Source organism: Rhizobium sp. P44RR-XXIV (assembly GCF_001999485.2).
Classification (GTDB): Bacteria; Pseudomonadota; Alphaproteobacteria; order Rhizobiales; family Rhizobiaceae; genus Rhizobium.
Genome location: NZ_MPVZ02000029.1, coordinates 1061547 through 1082996, shown reverse-complemented (window position 1 = coordinate 1082996; position 21450 = coordinate 1061547). Strand labels below are relative to the sequence as shown.

The 21450-nt window shown below is 59.0% G+C and carries 19 protein-coding genes, 2 pseudogenes and 1 riboswitch; of the genes and pseudogenes, 10 read left to right on the top strand and 11 right to left on the bottom strand.

All coding sequences use genetic code 11. From position 1 onward, the window contains the following. Positions 1–185 precede the first annotated feature (185 nt). The 4 genes and pseudogenes from BSK43_RS30980 to BSK43_RS30965 all read left to right on the top strand — a co-directional run bounded on the left by BSK43_RS30980 (position 186) and on the right by BSK43_RS30965 (position 5283). Positions 186–1526 carry an MFS transporter gene (locus tag BSK43_RS30980; RefSeq protein ID WP_077467671.1) on the top strand — a complete coding sequence of 447 codons (1341 nt, stop codon included), beginning with the start codon at positions 186–188 and terminating at the stop codon, positions 1524–1526. A gap of 104 nt (positions 1527–1630) precedes the next feature. After that, positions 1631–3519 (top strand): annotated as a pseudogene (locus tag BSK43_RS30975) (TIM barrel protein). Positions 3520–3602: 83 nt separating this feature from the next. Next, the gene (locus BSK43_RS30970; RefSeq protein ID WP_077467338.1) at positions 3603–4274 is read left to right on the top strand and encodes a TetR family transcriptional regulator; all 672 of its coding nucleotides are present in this window, start codon (positions 3603–3605) and stop codon (positions 4272–4274) included. Positions 4275–4413: 139 nt separating this feature from the next. Beyond that, entirely contained in the window at positions 4414–5283 is an 870-nt protein-coding gene (locus BSK43_RS30965; protein ID WP_077467337.1) for a shikimate dehydrogenase, read from the top strand. Between the two features lie 152 nt (positions 5284–5435). On the opposite strand, the gene BSK43_RS30960 is transcribed toward BSK43_RS30965, so the two are convergent. The 5 genes from BSK43_RS30960 to bioB are packed head-to-tail and all read right to left on the bottom strand — an operon-like array spanning position 5436 to position 10534. Beyond that, a complete protein-coding gene (locus tag BSK43_RS30960) occupies positions 5436–6494 on the bottom strand; it encodes a beta-ketoacyl-ACP synthase III (protein ID WP_077467336.1) in 1059 nt (352 codons plus the stop codon). Then, positions 6491–7771, bottom strand: coding sequence for an adenosylmethionine--8-amino-7-oxononanoate transaminase (locus BSK43_RS30955; RefSeq protein ID WP_077467335.1), 1281 nt, complete (start codon positions 7769–7771; stop codon positions 6491–6493). The genes BSK43_RS30960 and BSK43_RS30955 overlap by 4 nt, the downstream gene beginning before the upstream one ends. Further along, on the bottom strand, positions 7768–8406 hold the full coding sequence (gene bioD / locus BSK43_RS30950; RefSeq protein WP_077467334.1) for a dethiobiotin synthase: 639 nt from the start codon (positions 8404–8406) through the stop codon (positions 7768–7770). The genes BSK43_RS30955 and bioD overlap by 4 nt, the downstream gene beginning before the upstream one ends. Next, positions 8403–9548 carry an 8-amino-7-oxononanoate synthase gene (locus BSK43_RS30945; RefSeq protein ID WP_077467333.1) on the bottom strand — a complete coding sequence of 382 codons (1146 nt, stop codon included), beginning with the start codon at positions 9546–9548 and terminating at the stop codon, positions 8403–8405. The genes bioD and BSK43_RS30945 overlap by 4 nt, the downstream gene beginning before the upstream one ends. Then, on the bottom strand, positions 9545–10534 hold the full coding sequence (gene bioB, locus BSK43_RS30940) for a biotin synthase BioB (RefSeq protein WP_077467332.1): 990 nt from the start codon (positions 10532–10534) through the stop codon (positions 9545–9547). Before bioB ends, BSK43_RS30945 begins: the two co-directional genes overlap by 4 nt. A 144-nt stretch (positions 10535–10678) precedes the next feature. Here bioB and BSK43_RS30935 point away from each other — a divergent pair, with 144 nt between their 5' ends. After that, positions 10679–11395 carry a GntR family transcriptional regulator gene (locus tag BSK43_RS30935; RefSeq protein ID WP_136687373.1) on the top strand — a complete coding sequence of 239 codons (717 nt, stop codon included), beginning with the start codon at positions 10679–10681 and terminating at the stop codon, positions 11393–11395. Positions 11396–11441: 46 nt separating this feature from the next. Here BSK43_RS30935 and BSK43_RS30930 read toward each other — a convergent pair whose 3' ends face one another. Then, positions 11442–12842 carry a PLP-dependent aminotransferase family protein gene (locus BSK43_RS30930; protein WP_077467331.1) on the bottom strand — a complete coding sequence of 467 codons (1401 nt, stop codon included), beginning with the start codon at positions 12840–12842 and terminating at the stop codon, positions 11442–11444. Between the two features lie 45 nt (positions 12843–12887). On the opposite strand from BSK43_RS30930, the pseudogene BSK43_RS36170 reads away from it, so the two are divergent. From BSK43_RS36170 to BSK43_RS30915, 4 genes and pseudogenes are all read left to right on the top strand, one after another. Beyond that, positions 12888–13490 (top strand): annotated as a pseudogene (locus BSK43_RS36170) (Tm-1-like ATP-binding domain-containing protein); the annotation flags it as partial. Positions 13491–13573: 83 nt separating this feature from the next. Further along, positions 13574–14155: a Tm-1-like ATP-binding domain-containing protein gene (locus BSK43_RS36165; RefSeq protein ID WP_348641767.1), complete on the top strand. Its 582-nt coding sequence runs from the start codon at positions 13574–13576 to the stop codon at positions 14153–14155. Then, the gene (locus tag BSK43_RS30920; RefSeq protein WP_077467330.1) at positions 14152–14985 is read left to right on the top strand and encodes a phosphoenolpyruvate hydrolase family protein; all 834 of its coding nucleotides are present in this window, start codon (positions 14152–14154) and stop codon (positions 14983–14985) included. The genes BSK43_RS36165 and BSK43_RS30920 overlap by 4 nt, the downstream gene beginning before the upstream one ends. 9 nt (positions 14986–14994) lie before the next feature. Beyond that, the gene (locus BSK43_RS30915) at positions 14995–15432 is read left to right on the top strand and encodes an SRPBCC family protein (RefSeq protein ID WP_077467329.1); all 438 of its coding nucleotides are present in this window, start codon (positions 14995–14997) and stop codon (positions 15430–15432) included. 156 nt (positions 15433–15588) lie between these two features. Here the strand turns inward: BSK43_RS30915 and BSK43_RS30910 are convergent, their stop codons facing one another. Together BSK43_RS30910 and BSK43_RS30905 are read right to left on the bottom strand one after the other, a co-directional pair. After that, on the bottom strand, positions 15589–16827 hold the full coding sequence (locus BSK43_RS30910) for an FAD-dependent oxidoreductase (protein ID WP_077467328.1): 1239 nt from the start codon (positions 16825–16827) through the stop codon (positions 15589–15591). After that, positions 16824–17141 (bottom strand): MocE family 2Fe-2S type ferredoxin, encoded by a 318-nt coding sequence (locus BSK43_RS30905; RefSeq protein ID WP_077467327.1) that lies wholly within the window; start codon positions 17139–17141, stop codon positions 16824–16826. Before BSK43_RS30905 ends, BSK43_RS30910 begins: the two co-directional genes overlap by 4 nt. 137 nt (positions 17142–17278) lie before the next feature. Between BSK43_RS30905 and BSK43_RS30900 the strand changes: the two genes are divergently transcribed. After that, positions 17279–18316: a LacI family DNA-binding transcriptional regulator gene (locus tag BSK43_RS30900; RefSeq protein WP_077467326.1), complete on the top strand. Its 1038-nt coding sequence runs from the start codon at positions 17279–17281 to the stop codon at positions 18314–18316. A 45-nt stretch (positions 18317–18361) separates the two neighbouring features. On the opposite strand, the gene BSK43_RS30895 is transcribed toward BSK43_RS30900, so the two are convergent. From BSK43_RS30895 to BSK43_RS30885, 3 genes are all read right to left on the bottom strand, one after another. Continuing rightward, positions 18362–19396: a sterol desaturase family protein gene (locus tag BSK43_RS30895; RefSeq protein WP_077467670.1), complete on the bottom strand. Its 1035-nt coding sequence runs from the start codon at positions 19394–19396 to the stop codon at positions 18362–18364. A gap of 235 nt (positions 19397–19631) precedes the next feature. Next, the gene (gene ribB / locus BSK43_RS30890) at positions 19632–20276 is read right to left on the bottom strand and encodes a 3,4-dihydroxy-2-butanone-4-phosphate synthase (RefSeq protein WP_077467325.1); all 645 of its coding nucleotides are present in this window, start codon (positions 20274–20276) and stop codon (positions 19632–19634) included. 114 nt (positions 20277–20390) lie between these two features. Continuing rightward, a riboswitch (FMN riboswitch) is annotated at positions 20391–20532 on the bottom strand. A 98-nt stretch (positions 20533–20630) separates the two neighbouring features. After that, complete coding sequence (locus BSK43_RS30885; RefSeq protein WP_077467324.1) at positions 20631–21413, bottom strand: glucose 1-dehydrogenase; 783 nt, start codon at positions 21411–21413, stop codon at positions 20631–20633. Positions 21414–21450: the final 37 nt, after the last annotated feature.

The window sequence follows — 21450 nt, the reverse complement described above, 5'->3', positions numbered from 1 at the left end:
GCGCATCACTTTACAAAACGAACTAGTTCGTACATTATTTGCCATGAGGAGTGACGTGTACCGCCTCGGCGGTATCGGTGACTGCCAAGACGATCAAGGATGCCGTGCGGGAGGGCGTGAGCGAAAGCTGACGCTTGCGGGTGTGGCATGTCTTCGAAACTGACATGTTCTGGGGAGGAACAATGATGAAAACACCAGTCGAACGTAAGACACCGAAGCGCGCCGCTCTGGCGAGCTGGATCGGGAGTGCTGTCGAATATTACGATTTCTTCGTGTATGGGACGGCTGCTGCGCTGATCTTTCCAAAGATATTCTTCTCGGCGGAAGATCCGCAGACGGCGGCAATCGCCTCGTTCGCCACCTTTGGCGTCGCTTACATCATGCGCCCGCTGGGTGCGGTTATCCTGGGACACGTCGGCGACAAATTCGGCCGTAAGAAGGTGCTCACCTTCACGCTGCTTCTGATGGGATTTTCCACCTTCATCATCGGTTGCCTGCCAACCTATGATCAGGCCGGCATTCTGGCGCCAATGCTTCTCGTTCTGGCACGTCTGCTGCAGGGTATCTCGGCCGCGGGCGAACAGGCCGGCGCCAGCTCGATGACGTTGGAGCACGCGCCCGAACACCGGCGAGCCTTTTTCACCAGCTTCACGCTGAGTGGTACGCAGGCGGGATTGATCCTTGCAACACTGGTCTTCATACCGCTCGGCAGGCTTGACGAAGCCGCGCTCCTGTCTTGGGGCTGGCGCATTCCCTTCTTCCTGAGCTTCGTCGTCGTCATCGTCGGCTTCTGGGTTCGCCGCACGCTGGCCGAGACGCCTGCCTTCCTCGAAGAGACCAAGAGGGGCGAGGCCACCAAGCTGCCGCTGGTCACCCTGATGACGAATTACTGGGCCGATGTCCTGCGCATCATCTTTGCCGCGTTGATCTCAGTCGTCAGCACGATCTTCAGCGTCTTCACCCTGTCCTATGCGGTCAATACCATGCATATCGACCGCTCCACCATGCTGACCGTGCTGGTGCTTGCCAATGTCGTGGCGCTCGGCGCCATCCCGCTTTGGGCAATCCTGGCTGATCGTATCGGCCGAAAGCCGATCTTCATCTTCGGTGCCATTGGCTGCGCAATTCTGATCTGGCCTTATATCTGGGCGATCAGCCAGAATAACCTCACCCTCGTTTTCGTTTTGGGCATTCTGCTTTCGGGTGTGGTCTATAGCGCGTCCAACGGCATCTGGCCGGCGCTTTATGCCGAAATGTTCGATACTCGGGTTCGCCTCTCCGGCATGGCGGTCGGCACACAGATCGGCTTCGCACTTGGCGGTTTTGCCCCGACAATCAGTGCTGCCCTGCTGGGTACCGGGCCCATGGGGTGGGTGCCCGTCGCAGCGTTTACCTCGATCACGGCCCTGATTGCCGCCGCCTCGGCGGCAACGGCAACGGAGACCTATCGGACACCGATCGATCAGCTCGGCAGGGATGGAAGACGCATCGCTGCCGCGACGCCGCGTGCCGATCGCGCCGTCTGAATAAAAACGGATACCGGCGCTTTGCGCCGGTATCCGCTGGCCGCTGCGGGGTAGGCGATCGGCGATGAGTTTCTTGGAAATCACCAAATGAATGGGATGACACAATGAAAACCTCGATCGCGACCGTTTCGATCAGCGGCGACCTCAGGGAAAAGCTTCATGCCATCGCAAAGGCCGGCTTCGATGGCGTCGAAATCTTCGAGAACGATTTTCTTGCCTTCGATCAATCGCCGCGCGAGGTCGGCCAGATGGTCCGGGATCATGGCCTGGAGATCACGCTTTTCCAGCCGTTCCGCGATTTCGAGGGCATGCCCGAGCCACTGCGTAGCCGCACTTTCGATCGTGCCGAGCGCAAGTTCGATCTCATGCAGGAAATGGGCACGGACCTCGTGCTGGTATGCTCGAATGTCTCCTCGGCTGCTCTCGGAGGTATCGATTGCGCGGCGGCCGACTTTGCCGAACTCGGAGAACGGGCAGCAAAGCGCGGCCTGCGCGTGGGGTATGAGGCGCTCGCTTGGGGACGGCACATCCATGATCACCGCGATGCGTGGGAGATCGTCCGCCGTGCCGATCATCCGAATATTGGGCTCATCCTCGACAGCTTCCATACACTTTCGCGCAAGATCGACGTCAATTCGATCCGATCGATCCCGAAGGAGAAGATCTTCATCATTCAGCTTGCCGATGCGCCGCTGATCGACATGGATCTTCTTTATTGGAGCCGTCATTTCCGCAACATGCCGGGCGAGGGTGATCTGCCCGTGCTCGACTTCATGAATGCGGTAGCAGCGACAGGTTATGACGGCTACCTTTCGCTGGAGATTTTCAACGACCAGTTCCGTGGTGGCTCGCCGACGGCTATCGCCGTAGACGGCAAGCGCTCGCTTGTTTACCTGGGCGATCGGGTTCGCGCGCCGAAAGCGGAAGCAAATTGACATTGGCGCCCATGCCGCCGCGCGCTGAGGTCGAGGGCGTGGCTTTCGTCGAGTTTACCGTTGATGAAGCCGAGACATCCCCACTTTTTGATCGACTGCACGCGCTGGGCTTCAGGCATGTCGGTTGCCATAAGTCCAAGCGCGTCGATGTCTTCAGGCAGGGCGGCATCAATCTGGTCGTCAATGCCGATCAGGGTGGATTTGCCGGCGCCTCCTACGCTCTGCATGGGCAATCGGCCTATGCAATGGGTCTGTGGGTCGGCGACGCGCAAGCGGCCCTCTCGCGCGCGGTAGCACTCGGTGCCGAGCGTTTCGAACAGTCGCTCGATCCCGGCGAGATTGAGATGCCGGCCATACGCGGTATCGGTGGCGGCATCCTGTATTTCCTCGATCGACAGAGCCCGCTCGGGCGGATCTGGGAGATCGAGTTCGACCCCGTCAACGACGATGCCGATCTGCAGCCGGTCGGCCTGACGGGCATCGACCATGTTGCGCAGACCATGAAGTACGAAGAGCTGCTCACCTGGCTGCTGTTCTATACGGCGATACTGGATGCGCATAAGACGCCGATGGTCGACATCATCGATCCTGCCGGCGTCGTTCGAAGCCAGGTCGTCGAAAATGATCTAGGTACGCTGCGCATCACGCTCAACGGCGCGGAAAACCGCAATACTCTGGCTGGCCATTTCATCGCCGAGACATTCGGCTCGGGTATTCAGCATCTGGCTTTTAAAACCGAAGATATCTTCGCGACGGCTTCTGCCCTGTCTGCCAACGGTTTCGCGACATTGGTGATCTCGCCAAATTACTATGATGACCTGGAGGCGAGATTCGGCCTCGATCCGGAATTCACCGATCGGCTGAAGGCATATAATATCCTCTATGATCGCGACGATCATGGCGAATATTTCCAGCTCTATAGTCCCAGTTATGGAGAAGGGTTCTTCTTCGAGATCGTCCAGCGTAGCGGTTATCGCGGCTACGGTGCGGCGAACGCGATCTTCCGCATCGCGGCACTGAGACGGTATCTGCGACCGATTGGTCTGCCGAAGCTTTAGGCTCTCCCCATTCGCGCTGAGGCTGTGTTAAAGCTTTGATCTTCAATGGTGGGCATTGATGGACCCAGGAAGACGAGCAAGGCATGACCAAAGCGCAAGCGGCCAAGATCGAGCGCCTCACGCGGAAAAACGATCCCGACGCGACCAAGGAAAATATCCTGAAGATTGCGACGGAAGAATTTGTCGCCGCAGGCTTTTCCGGCGCGCGTGTCGATGAGATCGCTGAGCGCACCAAGACCTCCAAGCGCATGATCTACTATTATTTCGGCAGCAAGGAAGGGCTCTATCTCGCCGTTCTCGAACAGGCCTATACGAAGATCCGGACGCTAGAGAGCGAGCTCGATCTCGAAAACATGCCGCCAGTTCAGGCGATGGCGCAGCTGATTGCCAGCACCTTCGATCATGATGATCAAAATCCGGATTTCGTGCGCCTGGTCAGCATCGAGAATATTCATCGAGCCGAACATATGAAGCGTTCGGTGGTTCTGTCGGAAATGAATATCGCCGTCATCGATATCATTACCGGCATCCTGGAACGTGGTTATGCGGATGGTAGCTTCATACGCCGGGTGGATCCTGTCGACCTGCACATGATGATCAGTGCGCAATGTTTTTTCCGGGTGTCCAATCGCCATACATTCGGGGCAATCTTCGAACGAGATTTGTCCTCCGACGAGCTGAAAAAACGGCACAAGGCATTGATCGTCGACGCAATTCTGGCTTTCCTGAAGACTGCTCCTTCGAACACTATTTGAGAATCCGAGGCCATGTGATGATGTCGCCGAGCACTGCCGCGAACAGGATTTCTGTACCGTTCATTGACTTTACGTACTAGTTCGTACATTTTGATCTCGAGCTGCGATATGGCTATGGTTCGCTGCTCGGGAGGATAGATTGAACACTCAGGCTGCCATCATCTCACGTCAACTTCGGGTCGGTCTCATCGGTGCTGGCATCGGCCGTTCGCTGACGCCGGCCATGCACATGCGCGAGGGTGAGAATTACGGTCTTTCATACCGCTATGATCTCATCGACCTCGAAATTCGCGGCCTTGGCGTATCGGATCTGCCGGCACTGATCGATGAGGCTGAAGCCCAGGGCTTTGCCGGCCTGAATATCACGCATCCCTGCAAGCAGGCGGCCGTCGCGCTGGTAGACGAGCTTTCGCCGGATGCCCAGACGCTGCGCTCGATCAATACGATCGTCTTTCGAGGCGGGCGCAGGATAGGGCACAATACCGATTGGTGGGGATTTGCGCAGAGCTTTCGTCGTGGCCTGTCCGGAGTTCCGCTCGACCATGTCGTGCAGCTTGGGGCCGGCGGGGCCGGTGTCGCAGTTGCTCACGCCGTGGCGCAAATGGGTGCGCGCACGATCGAAATATTCGATATCGACCCGTCGCGTGCGCAGTCGCTCGCAGATCAGCTGCAGCCAGCCCACCGCAAATGCTCATTCCTGGTCGGCAGCGACCTTGCCGCCGCCCTGGATGCTGCCGATGGTCTGGTTCATGCAACACCGACCGGCATGGCTGCGCATCCCGGTTTGCCGCTCGATGCGCGGCTCGTTAGGGATCGGCTATGGGTTGCGGAAATCGTCTATTTCCCGATCGAGACGGAACTGGTGAAGCTTGCAAGGCAAAGGGGATGCCGCGTTCTCGATGGCGGCGGAATGGCGGTTTCACAGGCGGTCAAGGCTTTCGAACTGTTCACCGGCATCCGCCCCGATGCGGAACGAATGATGCAACATTTCGCCTCGCTCCATTCATAGAGGCAGGCGTCTCGGTGAGTATCGGAATATCTGCGAGGGAGCCTGGTACATCGATTGGCGGTTGTCATTCATGGCGGTGGAACGCCATTGCCTCTTTTCAGGCAGGTGTTGCCCGTGAGGGGCGCTTTGCTCGTCTGCAAGCAATTGGGCATTCATGCCGGAACGGGCGGCCTTGACATCGATATCAGCGGCCAGGCCTCGCTTGTCGACACCGGCAGGGCCTCCTGCATTCGAACGACAACAGCTCCGCCGGTCATGCCGGCGCCCGCCGCGGCAAGCAGCAGTTGTTCGCCGGCGACGAACGGTCGCTCACGATTGGCCAGCGACATTGAGAGCGGAATCGTCGCCGCCGATGAGTTTCCAAATTCGCCGATCGTGCGTACGGACTTTTCGAGCGGAACTGCCAACTCGTCACAGACTGCATCGATAATTCGGGCGTTCGCCTGATGGGGGATGAAGCGGTCGATACATTGCGAGGATATCTCGGCACGCTTCAAGGCCTGCGACGCCGATTGACTCATGATGCGGACGGCTTTCTGGAAAACCGCTTTCCCGTCCTGCATTGTCATATTGACGGAATTTGGCTCGATGCCGGGATGAAAGGGGTGGACGCTCCCGCCCGATGGGATAGAAATGAGATCGTAGGCCGAGCCTTCCGAAATCAGCTCAATGCCCAGGATGCCTGATTGTGGATCTTCCGATGGAACGAGAAGCACCGCGCCGGCGGCATCGGCAAAGACCACGGAGCTTGCCCGCTCTTCCATATTTATGCGCCTACTCAGAATATTCGCAGCGACCACGAGAACGGGCCTGTTCTGGGCTCTTATAAAGCCATCGGCAAGCGCCAGCGCGTACAGGAAACCTGAACACGCGCCTGCGAGGTCGATTGCTCCCGATGCCTGAAGACCGAGTTTGTGCGCGAGCAACGGTGCCGAAGGCGGCAGGAGATGATCAGGCGTGGATGTTGCCAGCAGCGTCAGTGCAACGGCCGCACGATCGATGCCCGCATGATCGAGCGCCATGGACCCGGCTTGCGCCGCCATGTCGGTCAGGCTTTCGCCGGGCGCGGCCCAATGGCGCGCGCGTATACCGGTCCTGCGTTCAATCCAGCCTTCCGCCAGACCCAGGCGTGCTTCGATTTCGGCGTTGTCGATGCGGCGTTTCGGAACGTAGTGACCGAGGCCTGCTATTCTGCTCGACCAGGCCCTCATGCCGAGAACCCAATAAAGTCGGCGGCCTCATCGATGGCTTCATAGGCTCGCCGCAGATCCTGTTCCCCCACGCAATAAGGGGGCATCAGATAAATGACATTGCCCAAAGGTCGTATGAGGAGATCTCTCTCGCGGAAGAAGTTTCGAAGCCTCGGGCCAACCTCGGAGAGATAGCCATTCGTTCCGGTGGCAAGCTCAAGCGCGGCGATCGTGCCCTGCTGGCGGACACCGGTAAAGCGTGGATCGAACCGGAATTTCGCCAGCCATTCACGATGCATTGCCTCGATGGCCGCGATGCGGGACATAACGGGCTCTTCCCGCCAGACCTCCAGATTTGCCACGGCCGCCGCGCAAGCGATGGGGTTGGCGGTGTAAGAGCTGGAATGAAAAAACATGCGGCCACGGTCATCGGACAAATGTGCGTCGAATATTTCCGACGTACAGAGCGTCACGGCAAGCGGCAGTGCGCCGCCCGTTATTCCTTTGGAAAGGCAGAGTATGTCCGGAGAAATGCCCGCCTGTTCGCAGGCGAGCAAGGTGCCTGTCCGTCCCCAACCTGTCATGACTTCGTCGGCGATCAGCAAGGTTCCATACTGTGCCGTTATCCGCCGAAACTCGGTCAGGAGATGAGGCGGATACATTTTCATCCCGCCAGCCCCCAGCACCAAGGGTTCGACGATGAAGGCAGCGACGTCTCCGCGCCGGCAGAATGCCTCAAGCTCGTCGAGTGTCTGCTGCTCCCGGCCCGCCACAGGGAATGAAATGCTTGCAACGTCGAACAGCAATGGTTCGTAGGCTGAGTTGAACACCCCACGTGCTCCAATCGACATCGTACCGATGGTATCGCCGTGATAGCTGTGTTCCATGACGACAATGCGGGAGCGTGCCGCCCCCCGATTGTGAAACATTCCGAGCGCCATTTTGAGTGCGACTTCCACCGACGTGGAGCCGCTGTCTGAAAAGAAAACATGTGCCAGTCCGGGCGAGGCGAGATCAATGAGACCGCGCGCCAATGCCTCGGCGGCTTCATGGCTGTATTCAGCAAATATCAGCTGGTCGAGTTTCTCCACCGCATCGTGGATCGCCCTCGTGATGCGGGGATGGCGGTGCTCGTGGGTGATGACCCACCAAGAAGAAATGGCATCAAGAACGGAACGGCCGTCCTGGTCAAACAGGTAGGCTCCCTCGGTTCGCGCGATTTTCTTGAAGGCCGGTTCAAGCTGATGCTGGGTGAAAGGATGCCAGATCGGCGATTGCGGGCTGTAGATCGCCGTCATGCCAAGACCTCGCGAAATCTGGAAAGATCGAATTGCTCTGCAAAGGCCCGGTGTAACGCCTCCGGCGTCAACGGATCGAGATGCGGCAGCCGCCCGAGGATCGAAACACGACCTATCTCCTTGATGATGCTCATCGTATCGGGCTGGGCGTCACCGATGAAGGCCACGCCGAGGATGGGTATTTGCCGTCGCTCCAGTGCTTCAATCGAAAGCAATGTGTGGTTGATGGTGCCAAGGGCGGTCCGCGCGCACAGAATGGTCGGATAGCGCCAGCGCGCAAATACATCGGCAAAGGTTTGTTCCCGCGTCAAAGGAACAAGCAATCCACCAGCCCCCTCGATGACGAGTGGCAATTGTGTCGCGGGGGATGTCAATAGATCAGGCGCTATCTCAACGCCATCGATCCGGGCTGACAAATGCGGCGAGGCCGGAGTGTTCAGGCGCCATGCTTCGGGCAGGATACGATGCTGCGGAATCCGCCCAAGTCGGGCGATCGTTTCGCTGTCGGTTTCGCCATCCAGGCCGGATTGGACCGGTTTCCAATAGCAGGCGTTGAGGGCAGCTGTGAGCGCGGCGGAAAAGACCGTCTTGCCGATGCCCGTATCTGTTCCCGTCACAACGAGACAGTTGCTCATGAAATCTCCGTCGCAATGAGCTCGGCGAGCCGCTCGACCATATTTGCGATGGTCGGTCGATCGACATTGAGCGTGATGGTGATGCGCAGCCGCGCGGTCCCATGCGGAACCGTGGGCGGTCGAATAGCGCGAACATCGAAACCGTCCGCGCGCAAGCGCTCGGCGAGATGTGTGGCGCGCGCGTTTTCACCGACGATGACGGGAAGAATCTGCGTGCCGCTGCTGGGCACGCCCAGACGTTCGGAAAATTGCGCGTTTGCAAAGGCGATGAGGCCGTGCAGCGCTTGGCGCCGTTCCGGCTCGTCAGCGAGGATGGCCAGCGCCTCGCGGACGCTCGCGGCCTGCAAGGGGGATGGTGCTGTTGCGTAGATGAAGGGGCGAGCCCGATTGATGAGGAAGCTGCACAGTGTGCGGTTGGCGCCGACCAGTGCCCCGGCGGCACCCAGAGCCTTGCCGCAGGTGTGCAAGACGATGACATTATCTCGTCCCTCAAGACCGGCGGCATAGCCACGCCCGCCAACGCCATGAACGCCGCTTGCATGCGCCTCATCGATGTAGAGGAAGCCGTCGTTGCGATCGGCAATTTCGATCAGATCGGAAAGTGGCGCGTGATCGCCATCCATCGAATAGATGCTTTCGACGACAATCCACGGTACGCCGGTGCCCCCTCGCTTGCGCCAGGCAAGGATAGCATCCTCGACCGCATCCGCATCATTATGCGCCACCGACACCACATCGGCCCGTCCCGTCCTCATTCCATCATGCGCACTCGCATGGATCAGGGCGTCGTGGACAATGAGATCTCCGCGTTGCGGCAGGGTTGAGAGAACCGCGAGATTGGCGGCGTAACCGCTGCCGAAGTAGAGCATTTGCTCGCACGCAAAGAATGCCGCCGCTTCCTGTTCAAGCGCTTCGTGTTCGGCATGGTTGCCCCTTAGCAGGCGCGACCCGCCGGCGCCCACCGGCACGCCACGATCAAGAGCATCGACAAGGGCCGCGCGCATGCGCGGCGACGAGGTCAGCGCGAGATAGTCGTTGGAGGTGAAATCCGATCCAGTGTCGCGGCTGAGGTCCCGATGGCGGCCCTTCTGGGCGAGTTGTCGGAGTTTCACCTCATAACGCTGGCGCAAATCGACCGTCATTCATGTGCCTCCAATGTCATCGGCTCAAGCCGAAGCCGGCGCAAAAGGCTGTTGTCGCGGTCATCTCCGGGGTTGGCCGTCGTCAGGAGCGTGTCGCCTATAAATATCGAATTGGCACCGGCGAAGAAACAAAGCGCCTGCATTTCGTCGCTCATCGCCGCTCGTCCGGCCGTCAGGCGGACATGCGATTGCGGCATCATCAATCTGGCAAGAGCAATGATCCGAACGAAGCCTATGGAATCGACAGGTTTGGCTTCCGCCAGGCGTGAGCCGGGAATGGGGATCAGCATGTTGATCGGCACGCTTTCCGGTGGGGTTGGCAGATTTGCCAGGGTCACCAGCATGTCGATCCGGTCATCCTCCTGTTCGCCCAGCCCCAAAATGCCGCCGCTGCAAACCTTGATGCCGGCCTCCCGGACGTGAGCCAGCGTCTCCAGCCGGTCGCCGAACGTGCGTGTCGTGACGACCTGAGGATAGAAGCGCTCGGAAGTATCGAGATTGTGATTGTAGTAATCCAACCCTGCCTCAGCAAAGGTGCGAGCCTGCTCCGGCGACAGCATTCCCAGCGTCATGCAGGTCTCCAGCCCGAGGGCTTTAACCTCTTCGATCATCGAGACGATGGCTGCCTCGTCCCGTGCCTTCGGGCTGCGCCAGGCTGCTCCCATGCAATAGCGGGTTGCGCCTTGCGCCTTTGCCTTGCGGGCCTCGGCGATGACTTCGGCGGTGTCTATGAGCTTTGATGCCTTCACATTGGAGGCGTGGTGGGAGGACTGGCTGCAATAGCCACAATCCTCGGGACAGCCCCCTGTCTTGATGTTGAGCAGCTTGCTGAGCTGAACGCGATTGGGATCGAAATTCTCGCGGTGGATGGTGTGAGCTCTGAACAGCAAATCATTGAAAGGCAGGTCGTAAAGCACGCGCGCAGTGTCGAGTGTCCAAGATTTGAGTTCGCCTTGTGGCGCGATGGCCGCTTCCTTCTCCGGCATGGCAATTCTCCCAGGGCGGCGGAGCGGCAGCGCATAGTCGCCCTTGATTAATAGATAATCTATAATTATGCTGCCGAATCTCAGGATATGGCCTCCAAAGTGGTCGATCAAACTGTATTATCATAGATAATCTATGAGGATCGTATGGCAGAGACAGTCGCGGAGCGCATTGCGCGCGTTATCGGGGAAAGAATCGTGTCGGGAGAGTTGGCGGCGGGAACGGCGCTGCGGCAAGATAAAGTCGCCGAAGAGTTCGAGGCGAGCCATGTGCCCGCGCGCGAAGCCTTTCAGCTTTTGCGGGCTCGAGGCCTGGTCGTCAGCGAGCCACGCCGAGGTATTCGGGTTGCCCCGCTGGACGGGTGGTCAATCCAGGAAATCGTGGAGATTCGCGCATCTCTGGAGACCCTGGCACTCAGGCTGGCCGCCCCGCGCATGAATGCTGCCAGTCACGAAAAGATCGAGGAAGCTTTGATCGCAGGCGACCAAGCGAAGAACATAACGGAGTGGGAACAAGCGAACCGCGCTTTTCACAGGGCCCTTGTCGCCCCTTGCAAAATGCCGAGGCTTTTGAGCATGCTCGACGATCTCCAGCTCGCGAATTCGCGGATAATTTTTTCCGCGACCCGGACGGCAGGATGGCAGCCTGTATCGAGCAATGCTCATCGGAAGATCCTGAATGCATTGAAGGAAAGGAACATCAGCGGCGCTATCGCGATGCTGGATGCCCATATTCGCCGGTTGGAGCAGCCCGAGACGGAAAACGGCGCCGATTCAATGCCGCCCAACGTTCAAGACATCCGAACTGGACTAGCTTCTGCAGGACCAAGTGGTAAACTGAGCGACAAGGGTCGGCCGGCCTAGCATTGGGGGGAGTGGGGTGCACGCCGCCATGAACGCTGGTAGCTGCTTATTCGTCCGGTGTCAGATTACAGATCGTGTCGATGGCAAATTGCATGGTTGCGGGCGGGCGGACAAAGGGCAGGCGGATGAAGTCACCAAAGTTTTCGTGTGCGGAATATCCCGATCCAGGCGACAAAAACAAGCGGTGGCGCTGTGCTTCCTGGCACAGTGCCACGGTATCCACACCGGGCATATGGATCCAGATGGCAGTGCCTGCCGCTGGGCGCGCCCAATGCCATCGGCCCTGAGCGCGTTCCGCGATAAAATCCTCGGCGATCTTCAAATGGCCGGCCACTTCCTGGTGACGGTAGATCCGCGCTTCCGCAATGTTTTCAAGCAAGCCGACGGCAATATGCTGGTCGAACATGGAACAGCCGAGGTCGTCGACCGCCTTGAAGCTTGCAAGGCGTTTGATGACCGAAGGGGCGGAACGAATCCAGCCGATGCGGAGCCCGCCCCAGAATAGTTTGGAAAGAGTTCCGATCGTCGCTACCATCTCAGGGTTCATCTTGCCTGCGAGTGGGCGTGGTGTCGTTCCCGCAAGGGTCGAAAGCTCATTTTGCGCGCCGTCTTCCACTAGGAAGGTGGGGTAGCGTTCCAGCAGTCGCACCAGATGACGACGGCTTGCCTCATCCAGCGACCGTCCCGTCGGATTATGCGCCTCGGGAAACAGATAGAGCAGCTTTGGCCGGTTTCTCAAGGCCTTTTCGAGCTGCTCCATATTGAGGCCATGTTGCGTGACCGCGACGGGAATGATCCTCGCATTGCGTCTGTGGAACGCCTCCAGCGAGCCGCGATAGACGGGATCTTCGACCACAACTGCGTCCGACGCATCGACCAGTGCATTGGCGAGAAGCCAGACCGCCTGCTGCGCACCGCTGGTAATCAGGATATTGTCCGGATGGGTCGGCAGGCCCAGGTCGGAATAGTAACGGGCGACAGCCCAGCGGAGCGTCGGCAGGCCGGCGGCATCATAGCCAAGGCCAGTGGCCACGCCTGCAAGATCGGCGCCGCGCAATGCCGCAAGCATTCTCGTAAGAACGGGCGATGGCGGCAAGGCGCCGCTGGTCATGTCGATATCCTGTGGCCGTGCCAGGACCTCGCCGGCAAGACGCGTATGCGCGGTGCCGGAAGTGGTTGCAGATGCGATAATGCGGTGGCCGCTGCCATGGCGGCTATCCAGTATTCCAGCATCCCGAAGCGAGGCATAGGCCGCAACCACGGTTCCCCGGCTGATGGCAAGCGCCGTCGCCAGAGCACGTTCCGATGGCAGCATGCCGCCGACGGGCAACTCCCTCGCCGCTATCAATTTCGCAAGTGCCAAGCCTAGCTGATGGCCGATCTTGCCTTCGAGGCCACGCCAATTGCCAATGAGCCGGCTGATCCTTGCCGATGAAATCTTGTTCATTCGCGGTCCACTTCTCGACAAGTGGACTTTGTCAGATCTCTGAAAATGGAGCAACTTGGTTGGCGGAGAACGGGACGGAAAAGACTGGAGGAGGAAACGATGACGATGCCGAAGACCATTTATGTGGCGGGCTCTTGCGATACCAAGGGCGACGAGCTGCGCTATGTTGCCGAACTGATCAAGGGGCAGGGGGTGCCTGTTGTGTTGGTTGATCTTTCGACGGTGACACCCTCGGCCAATGTCGATATCGATGCGAGATCGGTTGCCGGTTTCCATCCCGGCGGTGTCAAAGCCGTCTTCACCGGTGATCGGGGCTCTGCGGTCTCGGCGATGGGGCTGGCGTTTGAACGCTTTATCCAATCGCGCAACGATGTCGGCGGCGTCATCGGTCTTGGCGGTTCGGGGGGAACCGCGATGGTCACGCAGGCCATGCGCATCCTGCCGGTCGGCACACCGCGCGTCATGGTCTCGACTGTGGCCGCCGGAAATATCAGCGCCTATGTCGGCCCGAACGACATATCCATGGTGAATTCGATCACCGACATTGCCGGGCTCAACCGCATTTCGCGAACGGTTCTGGCGAATGCCGCCAATTCGATCGCTGGAATGGTCCGCAATCGGAAGGAGCCGGAGCAGGACGACAGGCCGTCGCTGGGGCTGACCATGTTCGGTGTCACCACGCCTTGCATCACCCAGGTCTCGAGCAATTGCGCGACCGGTTCGAATGCCTGGTGTTCCATGCGACCGGCATCGGTGGTCAATCGATGGAAAAGCTTGCTGCGTCCGGTTATCTCGCCGGGGTTCTGGACATTACCACGACCGAAGTCTGCGATCTGCTGTTCGGAGGGATTCTGCCGGCGACCGAGGAGCGGTTTGGCTTCCTTGCCCAGTCGACATTGCCGTATGTCGGCTCCTGTGGTGCGCTCGATATGGTCAATTTCGCCGGGATCGACACAGTCCCCGAGAAATACCGTCACCGCAATCTCTATGTGCACAATCCGCAAATCACGCTGATGCGCACCACGGTCGACGAGAACGTGGCGATGGGCAAATGGATCGGCGAACGCCTGAACCGCAGCATTGGACCGGTGCGCTTCCTGTTGCCGCTGGGAGGGGTCTCTCTTCTGGATGCTCCCGGGCAGGCCTTCCATGATCCGCAAGCCGATGCGGCGCTGTTCGATGCCATTGAAAGCACAGTACAGCAGAGCGATGAACGCCAGGTTCTCCGTGTGCCGCACGCAATCAATTCACCGGAGTTCTGCTCCGAAGTCGTCCGACATTTCCATGAAATCAGCCAGAGGCCGTTCGTATGAAATTCAAAAGAAGCCAGTTGCTGGACAAGTTTCGCCAGCAGATCAACGCGAAGATTCCGATCATCGGCGGCGGCGCAGGCACCGGCCTTTCGGCCAAGTGCGAGGAAGCCGGCGGCATCGATCTGATCGTCATCTACAATTCCGGCCGGTATCGCATGGCTGGAAGAGGCTCACTCGCCGGTCTTCTCGCCTATGGCAATGCCAACGAGATCGTGCTGGACATGGCACGTGAAGTCCTTCCCGTGGTCAAACACACGCCGGTCCTCGCTGGAGTGAACGGCACCGATCCCTTCTGCAACTTCGATCATTTCCTTGACCAGCTGAAGGAGTTGGGCTTCGCCGGCATTCAGAATTTCCCGACCGTCGGTTTGATCGACGGCAGGTTCAGAGCCAATCTCGAAGAGACCGGCATGGGCTATGCGCTTGAGGTGGAGCTTGTAAGGCTGGCGCGCAGCAAGGACCTGCTCACCACGCCCTATGTCTTCACGGTCGAAGATGCACGGGCGATGACCGAGGCTGGGGCCGATATCATCGTCGCGCACATGGGGCTCACGACGGGCGGAGCAATCGGCGCCGACACCGCGCTCACGCTGGAAGCATGCGTGGAGGAAGTCAATGCAATCGCCGCGGCGGCCCGCAGCGTCAATCCCGATATCATCGTCCTGTGCCATGGCGGCCCGATCGCCGAGCCGGAGGATGCCCGCTATATTCTGGAGCGGTGCCCGGGCTGCCACGGGTTCTATGGTGCATCCAGCATGGAACGTCTGCCGGTGGAAAAAGCCCTCGTCGCGCAGACGCAAGCTTTCAAGAATCTCGTCATACAGCATTAGGAGGGGAATGTGGCCAAGGCATATGCAAGCGCGGTGATCGATGCGCCGATTGAAACCGTATGGAGGGTTGTGCGCGACTTCAACGGCCTGCCGGATTGGCATCCAGCTATTGCAAGAAGCGAAATCGAAGGCGGCCAAAGCAGCGGCGATGTCGGCTGCATCCGCTCATTTCACCTCACGGACGGTGCCCATGTGCGCGAGCAGCTGATCGCTCTCAGCGACCTCGATCATTCGCTGTCCTACAGCTTTGTGAAGCCTGCCTTTCCGGTCAAAAACTATATAGCCGGCATAAGGCTGCTTCCGGTTACGGAAGGCGACCGGACCTTTGCCGAATGGTTCGCGACATTCGATGAGGAACCGGAAGATACCGGAAAATATGCCGAGATCGTTTCCACGCACGTTTTTGCGGCAGGCTGGGCCGCGCTGCAGGAGAAGTTGAAACGCTAGATATGCCGGGAAGCGCCAAGAGGGCTGGTGTTAAGAGACTAAGAGGCGGAGCGTCGCAGGGACGCTCCGCGCATCATGGCATGGTGCACCAGGTCCATTTTGCTATGGCAATTTCGGATCAAGCTCCGATGCCTCGGTCAATTTCTGTTCGCTGAACTAAGCTCTCGGCAGCAATGCCTTCAGGCTCGACGCTGCTGTCAAGGCATCGATTGACGGCGTTATCCGCTTTGCAATCAGCATCTCGCTCAGCTTCATATCCTTGGCGATCCGGTTGCCTTGGCCTATCCCGCTTGCAGCAACCAGCCTCTGTGCGTCGTCAAGATGAAAGAGGATGAAGGCACTGTCGCCCAGGTCTCGTCGAACAACCGTCCGCCCTTCGTCGACGAGCCCGGCAATCTGCAAGGTATGATCGAATTGATCCGACCAGAAATAGGGAACGGCCTCATAGCGGCTTGCCCCGCCTGCCAAATTTGCCGCAGCGAGGATGCCTTGATCCTGTGCGTTGCGCCAGGCTTCCAGCCGAAGCCGGCGTCCGCCATAGAGCGGGTGCGGAAACGAGCAGCAGTCGCCGGCAGCATAGATATTCGCGACTGACGTCTCGAGACGTTCGTTGACGGCGATCCCATTATCCACGGCAAGGCCGGCCTGGAGGGCAAGCTCGGTGCGCGGCTGTGCGCCGATCCCGACGACCAGCACATCCGCCGAAATCCCAGCGCCATCCGAGAGGAGGATTTCGACGCACCGGTCATCGGCCTCGATCCGAAGAACCATCGCGCCGCATCTCACAACGACGCCGTTGCGCCGATGCAATGTCTCGACCATTTCAGCGATAGCCTCGGGCACGCCACGCTTGAGAATGCGTTCCTGGGACTCGATTACCGTCACCTCGGCCCCACGGCTGCGCGCCGAGGCGGCGACCTCCAGGCCGATGAAACCACCGCCGAGGACTGCAATATGCGTACCGGCCCTGATCCAGGGGCGAAGCTCCAGCGCATCGTCTATGGTCCTCAGATAGCGAATGCGGCGGCTCGCCGGCGCATTCGGCAGGCGCCGTGGTGTCGCTCCCGTCGTCAGCAGCAGTTTTTCGTAAGGCAGCGCCCGACCGTCTGACAGGATCACCTGCCTGTCGGCGGGATCGATTGCCTCGACCAACGCTTCGCCGATATGTTGAATACCTTGTTCGCCGAGCATGATGTCCGTGAGAACCGGCGGCGCCGAGGGCGTTGCCTCTGCGAGCAACAACTGTTTCGAAAGAGGCGGCCGCTCATAGGGGAGGTGCACTTCGTCGCCGATGAGGGTGACGGGATGAGGATAGCCGCTTTCCCGCAGGCTCAGCGCCGCACGCGCGCCGCATTCTCCCGCCCCGACGATGACAACCCCGGCACCGTCGCTCATGCTCCGATTCCGATCATGACGCGATCGCCTTCCAGCTTCACCGGATAGGTTTTCAGATTGATGCAAACTGGTGCGCCCCGAGCTTCGCCGGTCTTGTAGTTGAAGCGGCCGTTATGCTTCGGACATTCGATGATATCGTCCATGACAAGTCCGTCGGCCAGATGGATCCTTTCATGGGTGCACAATCCGTCTGTCGCAAAGAATTCGTCGTCCGGACTTCTGTAGATCGCAAAGGTTCGTCCGGCATGATCGAACCGGATAACGTCTTCCTGATCTATCTCCGCGGCTCCACATGCATCTATCCATGTCGTCATTTCCTGCCTCCTCGCCATCGTCTTCCGGTACCGATTGCGCCCGGTTTTCCCAAACGCCTGTACAGGTTCGACCATGGGCGAATTGCCGCTTCACATTCCACGCCGATTATGATCATTTTTCCTCAAGGAGGAGCGGAATGAAGAAAACCCGTTTGGTCGATATTGCGGCCGCTGCAGGCGTGGGCATTGCAACCGTCGAGCGTGTTCTGAACGAACGAGGCGGGGTCAGGCCGCAAACAATCGAGAAGGTGGTACTGGCGGCGAAGCAGTTGGGATACAAGGGGGGCATCCCGAACCTCTATCGCGGGACGATCCGTATCGAGGTGATCCTTGTAAGGCCGGAAACGCCCTTCTTCAGCAGGCTCAACCGCGCGTTCGAACGGATTGCCGCATCGCTCGACAGCTCGATCAGCCTTCATCGAACCTTCGTCGAGGAAAGTGATCCTGAAAAATTCGCAGCGTATATCGCCAGTAGCGCAATCCGGCGGCACGGACTGATCGTTGTCGCCGTTGACCATCCGAAAATCACGGAGAGCTTGCGACAGGCCCGTGCCAGCGGCGTCGAAGTCGTGCAGATCATTTCGTATACGGGTGGCAGGGACGATGTATTCGTGGGGATCGACAATTATGCGGCCGGCCGAACCGCCGGTTTCTATATGTCGCGCATGCTTCCGCAGGCGACTGGGAGCATCGTTGCCGTCTGCCACAGCTGGGCATATCGGATTCATAAGGAGCGCGTCCGCGGCTTCTCCGATTACATCACGACCCAGCGGAATTCCGCGTTGCAGTTTTCCGAGGTCGTGTTCGGCCACGATGACGATTTGAGATCCGCCGAGATGCTGACACAGGCGCTGCGCCGCAGGGCGGATATTGTCGGCGTCTATAATGCGGGAGGCGCCAATCTGGGGGTCGGCTCCGTGCTTCAGCGTTATCGGGAGCGAGAGAAGAAGGAAGTCGTCTGGATCGCGCATGAACTGAACGACGAAACGCGCGGCTTCATTTCATCCGGCCTGATGACGCTGGTTCTGGATCAGGCGCCGGAAACCCAGGCGAGGCGCGCGCTGGACACCGTCCTTTCGAGGATCGGGATCATTGATGTGCCGGTCAGTCAGGATCCCGTACCGTTCCTAACCTTCACATCAGAAAATATCGGACAATCCGCGGCGCCGGTCTAATGGAGGCGCCGGCGCGCCTGGCAATTCCGGTCGCCGCCTATGGCATCAGTCCGATGCCGTAGAGCGGTGCGCCTGCTTTTCAAGGCGGCGCCTTGCCCTCTCCATGAAACGCTTGTTCATGCGATCCTCCGCCTCCTTGGAGCCGTCATGGAAAGTGCCGAACCACTTGTCGAGCGGAATGACGCCATCGGCATAATTGCACTCGAAGAATTTGTGATGCAGGTAGTGGTCATAGGCATGCGTGTCGATGGCGGTTTCGTTTCCGACAATGATCTTGTCGAAACCCGCATGTCCCGGGGCCGGCGCCAGCGCAGCATGCGTGAGGTGAAAAAGGGCGTGGACTGGGTTGGAAGGTATGATCCAGTGGATCAGCACGCCTGAGAAATAGAGCAGATGTTCGACCGGATGCATTGCCAATCCTGACCATGGCCCGGGATTGACATTGTTATGATGCAGCTTGTGAACGGCATGATAAAGCGGCGGCCAGTGGATCAGGCGGTGGACGAGATAGAAGTGCAGATCGCGAAATGTCGGGATCAGCAGCATGATCAAGCCGCAGTAGATCGGGTGTTCAGCAAAATCGATATAGGGAATGATGCCGTTTGCGAAGGCCCATAAAGTCAGAACTTCGAAAGCGGTCCAAAGCGGGATGGCGCTTGCGAAAGTCCAGATCACATTGTCGATTGTCTGATTGCTGAAAAGGAATGCGGAATTGTCCTTGGACGGCCACTTGCCGTTGTATTTGAAGGTCGTTCCCTGCTTCTTTTGCATATAAAGACGCAGATGAAACGCGCCGAAGAACAGAAAGACCAGGGCAGCGTTGCGGGCGAGAAGATAGGCGATCCAACCCGGCTCGAAGGTCTTCATGGTCTCCATGGATGGCGTTGCATAGAGCCACAGGAGCGTGCCGATGACGGCATAGACCGTGTTCCAAGGCATGAGATAGCCGGGATATCCGAAGAACCATTTCAGGAAGCCGATCGGCTGGGCCGGCCAGATGAAAACCGGCGGATATTTAAGGAGCTTGTTCGGCTTCCAGTCTCCGCGCTTGTCCCGCTTGCCATAGAGCGTGTCGTCCATCGTGCTGCCTCCCATGTCGCAAAAATCATGCCATCACTGTGTTTCATGCCAGGGTGGCGCGACAGCAGAGATTTGATGAGAATTGATCATGCGATGGCGTCGGGCAGGGCTTCCCATTCCGTGAGCATGGGCGAGCGGTACAATCCTTTGCTGGATTGCCTCGCTCGCCTTATATGTCTTTTTCCAACGGACGTTATGGGACATCCGGCTTTTGAGCCGACTATCCTGTCATTGGTTACGCTACGGAACTCTCCGGGGTGAAAGTGTCGCGGCGCTTGTGCGAGAGATAGGCCTGGAGGTCTTCGATCGTCACCAGAAGCAGGCCATGACGCTCCGCGAAGCGTTCGAGGTCAGGCAGACGCGCCATTGTTCCGTCGTCATTTGCGACTTCGCAGATCACGCCGGATGCTGTCCGCCCGGCAAGTCTGGCCAGATCGACGGCGGCTTCGGTATGTCCGGGCCGGCCGAGAACGCCTTCCGGGTGCGCACGCAAAGGAAAGATATGACCCGGACGCGCGAAATCGTCGGGGCGGGAGCCGGTCGTGACCAGCGCGCGGACAGTCGCAGCCCGGTCAGCCGCAGAGATTCCCGTGGTCGTTTCCGGAATGTAATCGACGGATACCGTGAAAGCGGTCTTTAAGACTTCCGTGTTGCGCGGAACCATGAGTGGGATTTCAAGCTCGTCGAGCCGTTGTCCTTCCATCGCGACACAGATCAGCCCCCGTGCGTGGTTCATCATGAATGCGATGGCCTTGGAGCTGATGGCGTCAGACGCGATCACCAGGTCGCCTTCGTTCTCGCGGTCACGGTCATCGACAACGACAACAATGTCCCCACGCGAGATCGCTTCTATTGCATCTTCTATTTTGGCAATTGCCATGTCTTCTGCCTTTCAAGGGTTAGCCACTTGCGTGGCATCCATGGCCGGTTCGCGGCCACCGTTTTCCCTTGGGCGAACAAGGATGCGAAACACCACGCGAGGTGGCGTTTGCAGCATTGCTCTCTTCCATCCGGACTATGACCGTCGGCTCCGGCATCTCACCGGATCTGCTGACCCCTCGTTTCACGAGCGCTCGCGGGCTCCGAGTTGCCTCGATACCGCCGGTGGGGAATTACGCCCCGCCCTGAGAACATTCTTAAGATAGGCGATCGGCAGCCGGTATCGCAAGAGGGTGCCTGGCGTCCTGCTGCCTTTCAATCGGTTCAAAGACTGAACAGTCTGTCCATGTGGCCGCTACGACATGATCAGGCCGCCATCGACATTGATGGTCTGGCCGGTGATGTAAGCCGCATCGTTGCTTGCAAGGAAGGTAACGAGGCCCGCAACGTCCTCGCCAGATCCGGCGCGCTTCATGGGTATGCCTTCGACCCATTCCTTCATGAGTTCACCCGGACCATAATTGCCGAGCAATTTGCCCCACGCCTGGTCGTTGTAGGCCCACATATCGGTTTCGATGATGCCGGGGCAGAAGGCGTTCACGGTGATGCCCTCGGTGGCGACTTCCTTGGCAAGGCTCTGGGTGATGCCGACGACGCCCATCTTCGAGGCCGCGTAATGTGGCGTGTAGATAAAGCCAGCACGCGCCTGACCGGAGGCCGTGTTGATGAGGCGGCCACCGCGGCCATGCTTGCGCATCCGGGCGATGGCTTCCTGGGCGCAAAGAAAGACGCCCTTGGTGTTGACGGCCATGATCTTGTCCCACTCGCCTTCGGTCATGTCCTCGACGCGGGCGATGGTGATGACGCCGGCATTCTGGATGGAAACATCGACGGCGCCAAAGGCCTGTTCGGCGGCATCGAACAGAGACTTGACGCTAGCCTTGTCGGTAACGTCGCCAACAAAGGAGATCGCCTTTCCGCCATCGGTCGTGATCTGCTCGGCGACCGCATGGACGGCGTCCTCATTGGCCGACACCACCAGATTGGCGCCTTCGCGCGCAAAACGTCTGGCAATCGCGGCACCGATCCCTCGGCTTGCGCCGGTAATGACGACGGTCTTGTTTTCGAAGCGTTGCATGCTCTTTTCCTCTACCGGTTAGGGGTACGGTCCGGTC

Bases quoted from the DNA above. Each gene is read 5' to 3' on its own strand.
- BSK43_RS30930 (WP_077467331.1), bottom strand. From the start codon at position 12,842: ATGAACAAGATTTCATCGGCAAGGATCAGCCGGCTCATTGGCAATTGG.
- bioD (WP_077467334.1), bottom strand. From the start codon at position 8,406: ATGAGCAACTGTCTCGTTGTGACGGGAACAGATACGGGCATCGGCAAG.
- BSK43_RS30895 (WP_077467670.1), bottom strand. From the start codon at position 19,396: ATGGACGACACGCTCTATGGCAAGCGGGACAAGCGCGGAGACTGGAAG.
- BSK43_RS30910 (WP_077467328.1), bottom strand. From the start codon at position 16,827: ATGAGCGACGGTGCCGGGGTTGTCATCGTCGGGGCGGGAGAATGCGGC.
- BSK43_RS30900 (WP_077467326.1), top strand. From the start codon at position 17,279: ATGAAGAAAACCCGTTTGGTCGATATTGCGGCCGCTGCAGGCGTGGGC.
- BSK43_RS30970 (WP_077467338.1), top strand. From the start codon at position 3,603: ATGACCAAAGCGCAAGCGGCCAAGATCGAGCGCCTCACGCGGAAAAAC.
- BSK43_RS30945 (WP_077467333.1), bottom strand. From the start codon at position 9,548: ATGACGGTCGATTTGCGCCAGCGTTATGAGGTGAAACTCCGACAACTC.
- BSK43_RS30955 (WP_077467335.1), bottom strand. From the start codon at position 7,771: ATGACGGCGATCTACAGCCCGCAATCGCCGATCTGGCATCCTTTCACC.
- BSK43_RS30905 (WP_077467327.1), bottom strand. From the start codon at position 17,141: ATGACGACATGGATAGATGCATGTGGAGCCGCGGAGATAGATCAGGAA.
- BSK43_RS30960 (WP_077467336.1), bottom strand. From the start codon at position 6,494: ATGAGGGCCTGGTCGAGCAGAATAGCAGGCCTCGGTCACTACGTTCCG.
- BSK43_RS30935 (WP_136687373.1), top strand. From the start codon at position 10,679: ATGGCAGAGACAGTCGCGGAGCGCATTGCGCGCGTTATCGGGGAAAGA.
- BSK43_RS30980 (WP_077467671.1), top strand. From the start codon at position 186: ATGAAAACACCAGTCGAACGTAAGACACCGAAGCGCGCCGCTCTGGCG.
- ribB (WP_077467325.1), bottom strand. From the start codon at position 20,276: ATGGCAATTGCCAAAATAGAAGATGCAATAGAAGCGATCTCGCGTGGG.
- BSK43_RS30920 (WP_077467330.1), top strand. From the start codon at position 14,152: ATGAAATTCAAAAGAAGCCAGTTGCTGGACAAGTTTCGCCAGCAGATC.
- BSK43_RS30885 (WP_077467324.1), bottom strand. From the start codon at position 21,413: ATGCAACGCTTCGAAAACAAGACCGTCGTCATTACCGGCGCAAGCCGA.
- bioB (WP_077467332.1), bottom strand. From the start codon at position 10,534: ATGCCGGAGAAGGAAGCGGCCATCGCGCCACAAGGCGAACTCAAATCT.